Origin of the sequence: Enterocloster clostridioformis (assembly GCF_020297485.1) — a bacterium.
Classification (GTDB): Bacteria; Bacillota; Clostridia; order Lachnospirales; family Lachnospiraceae; genus Enterocloster; species Enterocloster clostridioformis.
The window spans coordinates 4574055-4588694 of sequence record NZ_JAIWZC010000001.1 but is presented as its reverse complement, the minus strand read 5'-3'; the positions used below and the strand labels follow the sequence as shown (position 1 = coordinate 4588694).

13 protein-coding genes are annotated in these 14640 nt (G+C 52.0%); 2 read left to right on the top strand and 11 right to left on the bottom strand.

Annotation, left to right across the window (positions count from 1 at the left end; genetic code table 11):
• Window positions 1-68: 68 nt before the first annotated feature.
• The 10 genes from LA360_RS22985 to LA360_RS22940 all read right to left on the bottom strand — a co-directional run bounded on the left by LA360_RS22985 (window position 69) and on the right by LA360_RS22940 (window position 10824).
• The gene (locus tag LA360_RS22985) at window positions 69-980 is read right to left on the bottom strand and encodes a sugar phosphate isomerase/epimerase family protein (RefSeq protein WP_022202653.1); all 912 of its coding nucleotides are present in this window, start codon (window positions 978-980) and stop codon (window positions 69-71) included.
• 31 nt (window positions 981-1011) lie between these two features.
• Window positions 1012-1947 (bottom strand): transketolase family protein, encoded by a 936-nt coding sequence (locus LA360_RS22980; RefSeq protein WP_112482876.1) that lies wholly within the window; start codon window positions 1945-1947, stop codon window positions 1012-1014.
• Complete coding sequence (locus LA360_RS22975) at window positions 1947-2774, bottom strand: transketolase (RefSeq protein WP_022202655.1); 828 nt, start codon at window positions 2772-2774, stop codon at window positions 1947-1949. Before LA360_RS22975 ends, LA360_RS22980 begins: the two co-directional genes overlap by 1 nt.
• Before the next feature lie 2 nt (window positions 2775-2776).
• Entirely contained in the window at window positions 2777-3436 is a 660-nt protein-coding gene (locus tag LA360_RS22970; RefSeq protein WP_022202656.1) for an aspartate/glutamate racemase family protein, read from the bottom strand.
• 48 nt (window positions 3437-3484) lie between these two features.
• Window positions 3485-4321, bottom strand: a complete 837-nt coding sequence (locus LA360_RS22965) for a sugar phosphate isomerase/epimerase family protein (protein WP_003524336.1) — start codon at window positions 4319-4321, stop codon at window positions 3485-3487.
• A gap of 140 nt (window positions 4322-4461) precedes the next feature.
• A complete protein-coding gene (locus LA360_RS22960; protein WP_022202657.1) occupies window positions 4462-5454 on the bottom strand; it encodes a Bug family tripartite tricarboxylate transporter substrate binding protein in 993 nt (330 codons plus the stop codon).
• Between the two features lie 66 nt (window positions 5455-5520).
• Complete coding sequence (locus LA360_RS22955) at window positions 5521-7023, bottom strand: tripartite tricarboxylate transporter permease (protein WP_112482878.1); 1503 nt, start codon at window positions 7021-7023, stop codon at window positions 5521-5523.
• A 15-nt stretch (window positions 7024-7038) separates the two neighbouring features.
• On the bottom strand, window positions 7039-7488 hold the full coding sequence (locus LA360_RS22950; RefSeq protein ID WP_022202659.1) for a tripartite tricarboxylate transporter TctB family protein: 450 nt from the start codon (window positions 7486-7488) through the stop codon (window positions 7039-7041).
• Window positions 7489-7506: 18 nt separating this feature from the next.
• Window positions 7507-8511 (bottom strand): PdxA family dehydrogenase, encoded by a 1005-nt coding sequence (locus LA360_RS22945; RefSeq protein WP_057571713.1) that lies wholly within the window; start codon window positions 8509-8511, stop codon window positions 7507-7509.
• A gap of 327 nt (window positions 8512-8838) precedes the next feature.
• Complete coding sequence (locus tag LA360_RS22940; RefSeq protein ID WP_057571694.1) at window positions 8839-10824, bottom strand: sigma 54-interacting transcriptional regulator; 1986 nt, start codon at window positions 10822-10824, stop codon at window positions 8839-8841.
• A 326-nt stretch (window positions 10825-11150) separates the two neighbouring features.
• Here LA360_RS22940 and LA360_RS22935 point away from each other — a divergent pair, with 326 nt between their 5' ends.
• Window positions 11151-12179, top strand: coding sequence for a 2-keto-3-deoxygluconate permease (locus LA360_RS22935; protein ID WP_057571693.1), 1029 nt, complete (start codon window positions 11151-11153; stop codon window positions 12177-12179).
• 49 nt (window positions 12180-12228) lie between these two features.
• Complete coding sequence (locus LA360_RS22930; protein ID WP_112482880.1) at window positions 12229-13404, top strand: amidohydrolase family protein; 1176 nt, start codon at window positions 12229-12231, stop codon at window positions 13402-13404.
• A gap of 139 nt (window positions 13405-13543) precedes the next feature.
• Here LA360_RS22930 and LA360_RS22925 read toward each other — a convergent pair whose 3' ends face one another.
• Window positions 13544-14434: an Rpn family recombination-promoting nuclease/putative transposase gene (locus tag LA360_RS22925; protein WP_112482882.1), complete on the bottom strand. Its 891-nt coding sequence runs from the start codon at window positions 14432-14434 to the stop codon at window positions 13544-13546.
• Between the last annotated feature and the right edge of the window lie 206 nt (window positions 14435-14640).

Here is a 14640-nt window from a genome sequence, read left to right as displayed (position 1 = left end):
GATTCAATTCCATTTACTTCCAAATATATATCTATATCAAATGCAGGTCCTGTATCATCTGGTCCTTGTCACACCAGCTCCCAGGCCAGGTTCAGGGTACGTTTTGCATTTGCTATAACCACTTCGGGAGGTTCGTCCTTCCAGGGCTTCACCTCAAAGCTTACAACAGGCCGGTCCTTCTCACCCAGAAATCCGATTTCCTTAAGGGTCCTCAGATAATGAGCCAGCTCCTCCACATCATTTTCACTGTTTGGGAATCCAAATCTGGGATGATTATCCCCGTAAGCCTCGCAGTCCGGGCTCTTGATTACCGTGTTCCCCATATGGGCGTGGATGATGTAATCCCTCACCGGAAGAATGCTTTCCTCAATGGTCTCATGAATCATGGGAATATGGCTCAAATCCACCAGCAGGCCGAAATTCCCATGCTCCTTCCGGATTTCCCCCGCATAGCGGGCAGCCAGAACAGCCGGGCCAATGAGGGCCTTCTTGTCAATGTCGTAGTCAAACACCTCGCAGCAGACGGGCATTTGCCCCTTCTTTTCCGCATGCCTGCACAGCTCCCTGGTGGATTTTAACAGCTGTTCAAATGCCTGCTCCTTCCGTTCCTCTTCATACCGGCCGGACAGGAAGGAAAAGCCTGCGCAGCCCATCTCATAGGCCTCGTCGATACCTTCCTTCAGGGTGTCCACGGCCATGGCCCTTCTGGTCTCATCCAGATCATTGATGTTCAGTCCCGCCGACAATGTCCTGGACTGGCCGCCGTAAGCAGACACCATATGGGCCATGCGGATCATTTCCGCTGCCTGCTTGCGGACCTGCGGGTCCTTCATCCTGGCCACCTCCACGGCTTCAAAATAATCGTCCCCGCAAATCCGCTCCAGACATTCCAGGATGGGCCCATCGCCTCCTCCCAGCTGCGGGTAGGATACGTGGAGAATGATTCCCACCTTCATAAACCTTCTCATGGATTGTTCCATAGGCGCGCCTTCCCTCCTGACTTTTCTGTGTCTACTTGCGCTTTATCACTTCCGCACACCTTTCCGCAATGGATTCCGGGCCATAGCCGTATTTCACCAAAAGCTGCTCGTAATCCCCGGATTCCGCAAAGTCAGTGGCCCCGATACGGGTCATGGGTACAGGCATATGCTCTGCCAGGACTTCCGCCACAGCGCTTCCCAGTCCGCCGCAGACAGAGTGTTCCTCCACTGTCACGATGGCGCCCGTCTCTCTGGCGCATTCTATAATCAGTTCCTCGTCAATGGGTTTGATGGTATGCATATCCACCACTCTTGCCCGGATTCCCTTTGCCTCCATAAGCTCTGCCGCTGCCAGAGCCTTGTGAAGCACGCTTCCCGTGGTGATAATGGTCACATCCCTGCCGTCCCTGACCGTTATGCCCTTGCCAATCTCAAATTTCATGTCCTCAGAATAATACACGGGAGCTGCCGCGCGGCTGAGCCTTAAATATACAGGGCCCTGATGGTCTGCAATGGCAAATACCGCCTTTTTGGTCTCCACCGCGTCCGCCACTGTAATCACCGTCATATTAGGGATGGCTCTCACAAACGCCAGGTCGGTAATGGCCTGGTGGCTGGCCCCGTCATAGGAGTCGGAAAGCCCGCAGTAGGTGCCGCAGAGCTTCACGTTCAGCTTGTCGTAGGCAATCAGGCTCTGTATGGGGTCTGCCCCTCTGGTGGTCAGGAACACCGCGAATGTATTTACATAAGGAATCAGTCCCTCCCTGGCAAACCCGGCTGACATGGACACCATATCCAGCTCGCTGATTCCCACATTAAAATATCGTTCCGGAAATGCCATTCCAAAAATACCGCTCTTTGTGGAGGAAGCCACATCCGCCTCCAGGCCCACGATTTTCTTATTCTGTTCTCCCAGCTCCTTAAGCGCTGCGCCGTAAGCGTCACGGATTGCTATGTTTTCTCCCATTATCTGGCACCTCCTAATTCTGCTTTCGCTTGTGCGTATTCATTGTCATTGATGGCCTTGCCGTGCCAGGTGTTCTTTCCTTCCATGAAGGAAACGCCCTTGCCCTTCACGGTATTTGCAAGAATCAGGGAAGGCTGGCCTTTGGTCCTCTTAGCCTGTTCCACCGCCCGGCAGAAATCCTCCACATCATGGCCGTCACATGTTACCACGTTCCATCCAAAGGCCCTCCATTTTGCCCCGATGTCTCCCATGGGCATGATTTCCTCCAGGGTGCCGTCCAGCTGTACTCCGTTGTTGTCCAGAATGCCAATCAGATGGTCTGCCCCGAATTTAGATGCGGACATGGCAGCTTCCCAGATACAGCCTTCCTCAATCTCTCCGTCGCCCATGACCACATAGGTATAGGAATCCAGTCCCTTAATCCTGTCTGCCATGGCCATACCCAGACCGGCGGAAAGTCCCAGCCCCAGAGGACCAGTGGACAACTCCACGCCCGGAGTCTTATGTACACACGGATGGCCCTGAAGCATGCTGTCTATCTGGCGCAGGGTCTTTAACTCTTCTTTGGGGAAAAAGCCTTTCTCCGCCAGCACCAGATACAGCATGGGCGCCGCGTGGCCCTTGGACAGAATCAGGTGATCCCTTCCCTCCATCTCAGGATTCTCGGGATTCACATGCATGATTTCAAAATAAAGGGACGTCAGTATCTCCGTACATGACAGGGAACCGCCGGGGTGGCCTGTCTGGATGCTGTGAAGCAGGTCAATCAGGTCGTTCCGGAATTTGCTGCATTGTCTCTGTAACTCCTCTTTTCTCTCATTCGTCATCTCTATATCTCCTCCAATTTATTCTTGATTTCTTCCATGCACAGCCTGGGGCTGGTAAGGACAGGGCAGCCTGTGATGGAAGCTGTCTCGTCCTCCAGATGGGCCATGGACGCCTGGGCAAGTACGATACAGTCATAGCCCTTCAGTTCCCTGGCCTTTTCCCTGAGAATCATATCGTGCTTCTTCATGTCCATGGCCTTCATGGCATGGAATGCGTCCATGCACACGCAGGTGGATATGTCCGCTTCCCTTCCCGTCTTATCCGCCTCAGCCTTAATCTTTGAGACAGTGGGTCCTACGGTGCTCTCCGCTGTGGCCATAACCATAATGCGCTTTCCGTAGAGGACGCTCCTTCTGGCCATGGCATCGTCAATGGCAATGACGGGAACCCGTATAAATGGCCGGATCAGCTCCACCGCCGGGGTCAGCGTGGAGCAGGTAGTGACAATGATATCCGCTCCTGTCAGCTCCTGGGCCTTCATATCGCAGAGCAGGCGGTTGCGGTTCTGTATGGTGAACTCCCCAACTTCGTTGGGGTTATTTGCCAGAAAATCGTCCCACAGGTTATGTATCTTCACTTCATATCCCAGATAATTTCTCAGACTGTCGTCAAAGCCTGCTGCCACGCTCTTTACTGTATGGATCAACGCAATGCTTTTCATTGTTCCCTCCCGTGTTCTTCCATGTGTGTTCTTCCAATGTTTCCCGCATCAGACCTTCCGTCCGTAAACCCGGTCCGCAATGGGCCTTAAATGCCGGATAGCGCCCGCTGCGGCCTCCTCCATGGAAGGAATCTGGAAGATTTCCGTACAGAAATTGCCGTCATATCCGCATTCCTTAAAGGTGGTAAGAATCTTCTCAAAATCCAGTCCGCAGTGGCCCGGATACCGTCTGTTGTTGTCTGCCAGGTGTACATGGATATTGTAGGGGCTGTACCTGCGGATGGCCTCATAGATGTCCTTCTCCTCCAGATTCAGATGGAAAATATCCATCATCAGCCGGAAATTGGGGCGGTCCACACGGTCCACCATGGCAGCCCCCTCTGCCAGAGTATTGATAAAATTCGTCTGCATAATGGTCACTGTCTCCAGGGCAATTTTCACGTTCTTCGGCGCCCCGTAGTCGGCCAGCTCCCTGAATGCCTCCACTGCCAGATTTTCGGTCTCTTCTCTGGAAAGTTCGCTGCAGTACTGGCCTCTCACACGTCCAATATTGATATTGGCTCCCAGAAATCCTGCAAAATCAATGATTTCCCTGCTCCTGCGGATGGCCTCCCTGCGAATCTCCTCCCTGGGGTTTGTGTAGCTTAACCCCAGCTGCCCGAAGATTTCCCCTGTACATACCAGCACAACAGACAACCCGTTCTTTTCAGCTGTTTCCTTTACTTCATTCCAGTCCAGCTCCCCCGGATTCAGGGTCATCAGTTCCACCCCGTCATATCCCAGCCTTCCCAGGTCCCCGAAGCTCTTCTCCAGGCTTCCCTGGTATGCTGTCACTGAATCAGCAATTGCCACATCCGGTGTTGCTACCTGATAACATAGTTTCATATCCAAACCTCCTTCAGTGCTTTGTCTTATTAACAAGCAAAAACCGTGCCAAGGGTACGGATCCGATTCCCATATGTCCCGTTCCGGTCCTCTCCCGCATTTACTGGTTTTCTAATGCATCAGCCGTGTTTGAGCCGCATTTACTGGATTCCGTTGGCAGTCATGTAGTCCTTTTCATAGGTTGTCACGTATTCCGTTGCGGCGGCAGTATCCATATAGTTGCCAATCAGTTTGTTCTTTTCCAGATAATCATTCTTCCATGTATCGGTCTCAGCCACCTTGCCCAGCTGACCGCTCCAGTAAGCGGCCGCGGCATCGCTCATGGCCGCAGGGGCTGCCACGCCGCGCCATACAGGGACTTCCACATTTTCATAGTCTCCGATTTCGCTCAGCGTAGGGGCGTCTGCCAGATTACCGGTGTACCGCTCCGTGGACAGTGCCAGCACAGGAATGAGAGAACCGGCCGTCACGTACTCAGAAGCAGCCGCGGGCTTGGAGATAACAAATTCCACATGGCCGCCCAGGGCTGCCGTGATGGCGTCGCCGGTGGAATCATAGGTGATATAGGACATCACGTCCTTGCTGATTCCAATTTCCTCCAGCATGGCATCATAGGTAGCGATATCATCTCCCTTGGACCCGCCGATGACGATCTTTGTACCATTCTTGGCAGCCTCGATTGCCTCCTTGAAATCAGCATACTTTGTCTGCTCTCCCTTGAAAATAAGCTGCTTGTCAACAGCCATAATAGCCAGGATACGGAAATTGGAAGAACGGTTTTTTGTATTCTGGACCATGGGCATTAAATCGCCGCTGTTAAATGTGAGTAGGGTATAGTCAGCCTTGCTTCCCTTGGTGGCAGCCACTTCGTTTCTGCCGATTTCACCGCTTCCGTCCGTTTTATTGGTGACAATGATGGGCTGTCCATTGACAAGGTTTTCCTTTGTCATGATATCGGATATCATTCGTGTATAGATATCGCTGCCGCCGCCCGGACTGGACGTAACGGTCCAGTTAATGGTTTCCTTTGGTGTAAATGTGCTGTCGCTGCTGACTGCCTTGCCCGCACACCCGGTTACTGCTGATACTGCCATAAGAGCTGCCATTGCCATTACAATACTTCTTTTCTTCATTATTAAATACCTCCTCAATCCATGTTCATAAATGTATGAACAAATCTGCATGTTACCTTTATTATTTTATTTTTCCTTTGCCTTTCTAAGGATGGCCTTTATTACAGGCGTGCAGATAAACGCCAGGAAAATCAGCATCAGCACACATGTAATGGGTCTTGTGAAGAAAATGCTCAGGCTTCCCCCCGATATGATAAATGCCTTTCGCATATTGGACTCCAGCAGCTTTGCAAGCACAAAGGATAAAAGCATGGGAGCCGTGGGATAATCATTCTTCACCAGCAGATATCCCAGTATGCCTGACAAAAACATAATCAGCACGCCATACATGGAATAGCTGGAGCTGTAGGACCCTACCACACACACAATGGTGATAATAGGAATCATGTACTTTACAGGCACGGACAATATCTGAATCAGGAACGGAATAACGCCGATTGCCACTACCAGTGCAAATATATTGGAGAGGAACAGGGATGCAATGAGGCCCCACGTGAATTCCGGTTCATTGGTAAACAGGAGAGGTCCCGGATTGAGTCCCCACATCATCAGACCGCCTAAAAGCACTGCGCCTGTGCCGCTTCCCGGTATGCCCAGGGCCAAAAGCGGAGCAAATGCGCCTGCAGCGGCCGCATTATTTGCGGCCTCGCTGGCCGCAATGCCTTCTATGGCTCCGGTTCCCAGCTCTTCCTCGTTCTTGAACTTCTTCTGGGCCGCATAACCCATAAAAGCGCCGGTGGTTGCCCCTGCTCCCGGAAGCACGCCCACAAAGGTTCCCATGACGCCGGATCGCAGGGCAGGCGGCAGCAGACGTTTGAAATCATGCTTTGTCAGAAGGCTTCCGCGAATGGTGAGCTTCATGTGAGGCTCTGATTTTACCTCATTGCCGCGCTCCATGACCAGTTTAATGACCTGTGAAAAGCCCACTGTACCGATAATGAACGGCGTAAAGGGAATGCCTCCCAGCAGATACATGCTGCCAAAATCATATCTGGGCGAACCCGACAGGGTGTCCATGCCAATGCTTGCCAGCAGGATACCCAGCATGGTAATCACCACGCCTTTGATGGGATTCTCCCCCACCAGCCAGCTGATGGATGTCATGGCGATAAGAAGAAGGGCTGTCATCTCAGAGGGGCCGAACTTAAGGCCGATATCCGCCAGTGCAGGACCTGTAAAGGTCAGGATGATGATACCGATGGTTCCCCCGATAAAGGAGGCCATATTAGCCGTAAACAGCGCCTGCCCGGGACGCTTCTTTTTGGAGGCCATTGGGTAGCCGTCCATAGCCGTGCAGATGGCCGGTGAATCTCCCGGAATATTTAACAGGATCGCGCTGAACGCACCGCCATACATATTGGAGTAATATAGGGCTCCCAGCATGATGATGGCAGTGGTCGGGTTAAACTTGTAAGTCAGCGGGAGCAGCAGGGCCACACCGGCCAGACTTCCGATACCGGGCATCGCCCCCACTACAAGGCCCAGAACCGCTCCCAAAAGGGCGGCTCCCACATTGCTGAAGGTAAACAGCGTGGAGAAGCCATGCATTAACAGTTGAATATTTTCCATTTTGTTTACCCCCTTCTACAAGAATGCTTCAAAAAGCCCCATCGGAAAATGGACTCCCAGCCACAGCCGGAACACGCCGATGGAAATGGCCATACAGACAGCAAGGACAATGAGGGTCTCCTTCCATCCGGTTTTCTCAAACACCTTCAGCCACAGTATCACGAACAAGTAGCAGCTGGGCAGCAAACCTATAATAAAGGAACCTGCTATGATTCCCGCTCCCCCTGCTATCACCGTCATCTCATCCCGCTCATACTTGGCGGCCTTCTCTTCCTTCAGGGACCGGAAGAAGGAAGCCATGCTGGCCAGGAACATGACAATCGCCATGATGGCCGGGAAGAAACCGGGCTGAGGCCCGTCCACATCCTTCCAGAACCCCAGCTGTGTAAAACCAACCACGGCAAATACCACAGCAAATGCCGCCAACACCAAGGGTACAATCTGCTTTGTACCTATTTTTTTCATGTAAACCCCTCCCTTTTATCAGCAGCCTTTCAGATGGGCAGCCATCTTGGCAGCCATCTTGACCGCATTCTCAAATGCCGAAGTCTTGACAACTCCCTTTCCGGCAATATCATAGGCCGTACCATGGGCGCATGTGACGATTGGCGCCGGAAGACCTCCAGCAATGGTGATTCCCTGGTCAAATCCCTTCAGCTTAAGCGCAATCTGGCCCTGGTCGTGATACATGGTCACCACTCCGTCAAATTCCCCGTTAAATGCCTTGATGAACAGAATATCGGACGGGAACGGTCCGTCAGCGTCAATTCCCATTTCCCTGGCCTTTTCAATGGCAGGCGCAATCACATCAATTTCCTCCCTGCCGCATTTTCCGCCCTCGCCGCAGTGGGGATTCAGGGCAGCCAGGGCAAGCCTCGGCTTCTCAATGCCGGAATTCTTAAGAGATACGTTTGCCAGTCTTATGGCTCTCATGATGGTATCCACTGTCAGGCTCTCGCTGACCTTGCTGATCGGAATATGGCTGGTTGTCCTGGTGGTCCACAGATCTCCCAATACATTGATTTCCCCAAATGGATCCGTGTGACCAAAGAGGTGGGCCATATAATGGTGCTCACTCTCAAAAGGACACCCGGCCTGAATCATCGCCTGCTTATTTAACGGAGCAAAGCAGAACCCGTCAATCCTGCCGGCCTGGTAAAGCTCAATGGCTGTTTTCAACATATTCAGGCAGGCGCGCCCGCTTTCTATGCTGATGTTTGCAAACGGAACCTGCTCAGGGTCCACGTCCCTTTGGTCCAGGACAGGCATACCCTTGGTCCAGTCCGCTTCCTCCACCTTATTTACGACCTGCACCGGGATTTCCAGACCGCATATCCTGGCGCCTCTCTCAAATACCCTGACATCTCCTATTACCACCGGACGGCAGTACTCATCGTAAAACCTGGAAGCTGCCAGCTTGACAATAATTTCCGGCCCTACGCCGGCCGCATCTCCTAATAAGATTCCTAAAATTGGTTTACCGCTCATAAAAAAAATCATCCTTCCTTCTATTTTTGGTTTTTATTTCTGCTCTTGACTTATGCCTGTATTAAAAGCAAAAAGCGTGCCAAACTTTTCAGGAAGAAGGTTTTTTATATTTTACTTCCGGGAATCCTTTATTTACGTTATGCATTTTGCATATACCACTATCATTTATCCCCGTATGTATCCGTACTTTTCACGGCATAAATGTTTCATTATCTCTAACACGTTTTATTTTTGTTTCATAATGTATTTTTGTTTCATAATGTTTCTCTGTTCCAAATCATACCTTGTCCCTTGCATTCCTTGTACCTGGCGTTCCTTGTCATCCGCCTACCCCTCAATACCATATTTTTTCATTTTCCTCCACAGAGTACTCTTATCAATTCCCAGATACGCGGCCGTCCTGCCCCTGTGATAACCGCACAGCTCAAGGGCATCCTCCACCGCCTGCCTCTGCGCATCCTCCAGGCGGGGGGCGCGGCAGCCCGCGGCCGATGCCGTCACATGATTTCCGGACGCCTGAAAACATGTGCTGCCAAAACCGCCGTCTGCATGCCGGCTGTCTGCCGTTTCCCCATGCTCCCACTCTCCCGGAAGGGCCTGGAGTACGTCCTCGGCCCCTGCCCTTGTTTTCTCGCAGAGAATGCAGATACGCTCACAGAAATTGCGCATTTCCCTCACATTACCCGGCCAGCCATAGCGCATCAGAAGTTCCCTGCCCTCCTGTGATATTGCTTCCAGTCTGCTTCCTGTGCGCTCGTGTTCAAAACGCACCATCCGGTCCGCCAGATACAGGATGTCCTGTTTCCGTTTTCTGAGGGGCGGAAGATTAAGTTCAAGCACATCCAGACGATACAGCAAATCCTCCCTGAAGCTCCCCCGGGCCACTTCCTTCTTCAAATTCCTGTTGGTAGCGCAGATAACGCGCACATCAATGGGAATCACCGTATCATTGCCCAGCCGGATGATTTCCCTTTCCTGTATGACCCTCAGGAGGCGGCTCTGCAGCTTTGGTGAAATGTCGCCTATCTCATCCAGAAAAATAGTCCCCTTGTGGGCAATCTCGAAAAATCCCATTTTCCCGCCCTTGGACGCTCCGGTAAAGGCCCCTTCCACATAGCCAAAAAGCTCGCTCTCCAACAGGTTCTCCGGCAAGGCCGCGCAGTTAATCGCCACAAAAGGCCCCTTTCTTCTGCGGCTGGAGTTATGAATGCTCTGGGCAAACAATTCCTTTCCCGTCCCTGTCTCCCCATATATCAGTATGTTGGAATCCGAATAGCTGAATTTCACAGCCTGGCTGATAACCGCCTCCATGCAGCTGTCCCTGTAAAGTATGTGGGAAAAATCGTACTTGGCCGTAAAGCCGTCCGAATGCATCCGCTTGCGCAGTTTCCCCTCCTCCGCCTGTATCTGTTCCGTTCCCTGGAAGGTGAGCACGCAGCCGAACTCCTCCGAGTCACCGGCCACCGGCACACAATTGACCAGCACCTGTTTTCCTCCGAACCTGCACACCTCTGACAGGATTTTCTGTTTGTCCCTGATAACACTGTCAAAATCAATATCCGGAAAAAAGTCCTTTATATGCTCTCCTGCCAGCGAAGTCTTCCTGTCCTTCATATATGTATAGCAGCATGTATTGGCAAGGGTTATGATTCCCTTCCTGTTGACGGAAATGATCCCCTGGAAGGAATAGTTCATGATATTTGCTATCTCATCCCTTTTCTGTCTCTCATACCGGGTGAGATGGGCCACTGCTATAGCCTCTGAAATGGCATGGTTTACCGCCTCGATTCCTGAATGGATCATGGCGGCCGGCACCCCCAGGCGCTCTGCAATCTGAACCGTGGAATATCCCCCCACAATGGCCTGGTTTCCGTCCTTCAGGGCCTGGTGCACCGCCATCTCCAGCTTGGTTTCATCGTCCTCCGCATAGCAGCCCAGCCCCAGATTCGGATACAGGTGGCACATCTGCTCCGCCCCATACACCATATTGAAAGCGCCCACCACGGCAATCCTCTCAATATTCCCCTTCTGCATACATTGATTGACCGCCTTCATTACGTCGTATCCCGTGGATTTAAGCTCCGCGCATGGAATGTTCCTGCGCTTCAGGGTATGGGCCGTAAATCCCCTGGCTATGACCACGTCCGCCTCCACCTGTTCCAGTGTGTTATTGTAATAATCCTGAATTACCTCATACCGGATGGCTTCCGACTCAGGCCGTTCCCGGAACACCTGCTCAATGACAGGCAGAATGTCCGGATATGGTGCAAAAAATACAATTTTAATCACACTCACCCACCTCCCATTGTCCATATTATCCCACATATTGTATTTTCGCAATCATTAAATTGCATTTAATTGCTAAATCGCAATTTATGTGCAATTTTATATATTCCAATTTTTTATCTGTTACTCCTCTTTTTATTGTGCAAATAGTACACATTCTCCCATGCGTTTTTAGTCGTTTTAAATAAAATTTTATTCTGTTTTCCCCGCAAATACTTTTTTGGCACAACAATTGCTTTTTTAATCAGTCAACACCATTGCAATGGTATGTAAAAACAACCAGAGGCTGACGCAGCTCATATGGCCAGTGAGCATGGCAGCCCACGTAAAGAATAAGAAAGGATAAGAGATTTATGAGGATATTAGCGACAATGAAGCGTTTTCCGGCAGGAGTGATGGTGATTCCCCTGCTCCTTGGATGTGCAATGAATACCTTTTTCCCCAACGCCCTCACCATCGGCGGTTTTACGTCAGGCCTGTTTAAGAACGGGGTCCCCACCCTGATTGGCCTGTTTCTGTTCTGCAGCGGCGCCACCATTGATGTAAAAATGGCCGGCAGCACTGTGTGGAAAGGCGTTGTCCTCACCGCCCTTAAGTTCTTTATCGGTTTTGGTCTGGGACTTCTGCTCAATGCACTGTTTGGCGAAGCAGGATTCCTGGGTCTGGCGCCTCTGGCTGTCATCGGAGCCGTAACCAATTCCAACGGCGTCATCTATGCCACCCTGGCAGGCGAATTTGGCGATGAGACAGACGTGGGAGCCACCTCCATTCTCGCCCTCAACGACGGTCCCTTTTTTACCATGATTGCATTGGGCGCCTCCGGCATGGGCAACTTCCCAATTACGGATATCATTGCCAGCATCATCCCCATGGTTATCGGGTTCATTATCGGCAATCTGGACCACGAGTGGAGAAAAATTCTGGCCACGGGCATGATTCTTCTTCCCCCCTTTAACGGCTTTGCCCTGGGTGCGGGTATGAACTTCAACAATATTCTCAGAGCGGGTGTTTCCGGAATTCTGCTGGGCCTCCTTACCGTGCTGTCCACCGGCCTTCTCACCTTCTTCCTCTACAGCGCTCTCCGCAAAAAGGCGGATCCCATGGGCGCTGCCATCGGCACCACGGCCGGAGTGGCCACCACCACGCCCACAGCCGTAGCCATGGCCGATCCATCCTTCCAGCCACAGGTGGAAACCGCCACTGCCCAGACTGCTGCCGCCGTGGTAATCACGGCCGTGCTTTGCCCGCTGCTGGTATCCTGGCTGGCCAAGGTATCCCGTAAGTGGAATGAGGCCCACGGCATAGTCACAGACATACCCGCTCCTGAGCAGGAGAGCTGCGAAACCCAGCCAGCGGCAACTGCTGATTTAGACTCGCTCTAATGTAGGTAATAAAACAGATGATATTGACAGACGGAGGAAACAGAAAGACATGAACCGAACCATATTAAATGCAGGAATGATTTTATGCGGGGAACAGCTTACTCCCATGGAGAACGGATCCCTTATCATTGAGGACGGAATCATCCGGGAAATCCTGCCCCGGGAGGCCAGGGATGCATTATCCATAGAAGACGCAGAAGAAATCAGCCTTCCCCATATGACTCTGATGCCGGGCATGATAGAGTGCCACAACCACCTGTGCATTGATGCCACCCTTCCGGAACACCTGGAGCTGCTGGCCTGGAGCAACGAATGCCAGCTGACCCTGCTGGCATTAAAGGGACTTAAGGAAGACCTGATGAGCGGTGTAACCACAGCCCGGTGCATGGGGGATAAGTACTACATAGACGTGACCCTGAAGAAGCTGATTGAGGACGGAAAGGCTGAAGGCCCCCGTCTCCTGGCAGCGGGCATCGGCATAAAGGGAAGCCACGGAGCGGGCCACATCGGAATGCCCCACTGCGGAACCGAAGAAATCCGCCGCACCTGCCGCGAGAACTTGAAAAAAGGCGCGGACCTGCTGAAGCTTTTCATAACCCCCGGTGTTCCGGATCCCTTCAGCACCTTTGTGCCGAGCTTTCTCAGCCTGGAGGAAATCTCCGTTGCAATCAGTGAAGGCGCGCGCCTGGGCATCCCCACTGCCGCCCACTGTATCGGCGGCCAGGGCCTGAAAGACTGCATTGACGGCGGAGTGGATGTGATTGAGCACATGTACATGGCTACGGAACAGGATGTGGATCGTCTGGCTTCATCACGCTGTGTGGTGGACCTGACCTCCGGTATTTTCTTAGACCCCAGCCGGGAGGAATTTCTCTCACCCGCCAATGCCCTGAAGGTAAGGCAGAACCGCAGCCGGGTCCGCGAAAATGTGGCCCGCATCATCAAGGCCCGCCTCCCCTTTGTCCTGGGAACAGACGCTTATCACGGCCTTCTGTACCGGGAGGTAGGATATGCAGTGGAACTGGGAGCCGCCCCTGTAACCGCCATCCAGGGCGTCACCTCCCACGCGGCCAAAGTCTGCCGCCTGGAAGACAGAATCGGAAAGCTGGAAAACGGCCTGGAAGCAGATATCATTGCCGTAAAGGGGAATCCCCTGGAGGATGTATCCCGCCTTTCACAGGTAGGACTGGTGATGAAAGGCGGCGTGATTTACAGGCAGCCTTAGGAGCGCCCGGATATGCAGAAAGTATAGTTTCAAAAGCGCAGTTTCAAGTGACATTGACTGTCACCAAAACTGCGCTTTCTTTCATAACACACTTCATTGCAAGACAGGATACAAAAGGGCCGCCGTCCGGATATACGGCTCAGGCAGTCCCCTTATAGCGCTTCAGATACTCCCCGGCCGTGTCCCGGCTCAAAGAGAACATCCGCACCAGTTTATCCAATATCTGCCCTTCTGTTTTCCCTTCCTCCAGATTATCCAGGACAAAGGCCCTTATACCTTCCTCAAGTCCGGCTTCCCTTCCCTCTTCCCTTCCTTCTGCCTTAGCATCCTGAAGCTGATACATCCGTTCTTCCCATTCCTGCATATATCTCACTCCAATCTCTTCACTGACTTTGACCCGGCTGACCCGCCTGTGCAGTTCCTTAATCCGCAGACTGCTGCTTTTGGCCGCCTCTGTTTCAGAGGTCCGCTCTATGTAATGAAGCAGCTCTATCAGCTCTCCGCTTATTCCCTCCGGCACAGTTCCATGGGTATTGAGAAATATCCTGACCGCCCCGTCTTCCAGAAAAAGGCCGCTTTCCTCCTGACACTCCATCCGAAATGTGTATCTGTACCTTCCATATCCCCACAAGTCAAAGGGCATGATGGTAATGAGGCAGGAGGGCTGCATGCGGTTAAAATCAATTTCACCGGGCGCCAGCAGTGAACTGTCAATCAACGCCTGATAAAACCGGCTTCTCTTAATCAGGTTCCCGGTATTCTTTTTCTGTACTTCCGCATTGTAAACACGGCTTTCCTCGCCCACGGAATACACGTCCAGCCGGATAGAACGCAGCCAGGGCACTGTCCGCATTTCCCTCTCTGCCTGAGGCTGCTCCGCCAGATGAATCTCCTCACCAAGTATGGTGGAAAGGACCAGCTCCATGGTCCCGCGATCCTCCATAACACATGCAAATAAAAAACGGTCCAGCAGGGTCAGCTCTGCCAGCGGTTTCATGACAGGCCTGCCGGGGTCATTCATTTTCTTCATCTTATTCTCCTTTTATTATACAAAAGCTTTGCCTCCGTTGCAAGAATATACACGAATCACAATCCTGAATCACATATCCACAGAACCACCGCCTGACATTTTAAAATTATTCAGCCATACAACACAGGGATACAGGAGAAAAACTCCCTTAAGATTATCTCGGACAGAACATCCTTAAGATTTATATATGTAAAATAGCACTTACC

Excerpts from the sequence above, each read along its gene's own strand:
- LA360_RS22960 (WP_022202657.1), bottom strand. The coding sequence starts at position 5,454 with ATGAAGAAAAGAAGTATTGTAATGGCAATGGCAGCTCTTATGGCAGTA.
- LA360_RS22935 (WP_057571693.1), top strand. The coding sequence starts at position 11,151 with ATGAGGATATTAGCGACAATGAAGCGTTTTCCGGCAGGAGTGATGGTG.
- LA360_RS22975 (WP_022202655.1), bottom strand. The coding sequence starts at position 2,774 with ATGACGAATGAGAGAAAAGAGGAGTTACAGAGACAATGCAGCAAATTC.
- LA360_RS22945 (WP_057571713.1), bottom strand. The coding sequence starts at position 8,511 with ATGAGCGGTAAACCAATTTTAGGAATCTTATTAGGAGATGCGGCCGGC.
- LA360_RS22970 (WP_022202656.1), bottom strand. The coding sequence starts at position 3,436 with ATGAAAAGCATTGCGTTGATCCATACAGTAAAGAGCGTGGCAGCAGGC.
- LA360_RS22950 (WP_022202659.1), bottom strand. The coding sequence starts at position 7,488 with ATGAAAAAAATAGGTACAAAGCAGATTGTACCCTTGGTGTTGGCGGCA.
- LA360_RS22980 (WP_112482876.1), bottom strand. The coding sequence starts at position 1,947 with ATGGGAGAAAACATAGCAATCCGTGACGCTTACGGCGCAGCGCTTAAG.
- LA360_RS22925 (WP_112482882.1), bottom strand. The coding sequence starts at position 14,434 with ATGAAGAAAATGAATGACCCCGGCAGGCCTGTCATGAAACCGCTGGCA.
- LA360_RS22965 (WP_003524336.1), bottom strand. The coding sequence starts at position 4,321 with ATGAAACTATGTTATCAGGTAGCAACACCGGATGTGGCAATTGCTGAT.
- LA360_RS22940 (WP_057571694.1), bottom strand. The coding sequence starts at position 10,824 with ATGGACAATGGGAGGTGGGTGAGTGTGATTAAAATTGTATTTTTTGCA.
- LA360_RS22985 (WP_022202653.1), bottom strand. The coding sequence starts at position 980 with ATGGAACAATCCATGAGAAGGTTTATGAAGGTGGGAATCATTCTCCAC.
- LA360_RS22955 (WP_112482878.1), bottom strand. The coding sequence starts at position 7,023 with ATGGAAAATATTCAACTGTTAATGCATGGCTTCTCCACGCTGTTTACC.
- LA360_RS22930 (WP_112482880.1), top strand. The coding sequence starts at position 12,229 with ATGAACCGAACCATATTAAATGCAGGAATGATTTTATGCGGGGAACAG.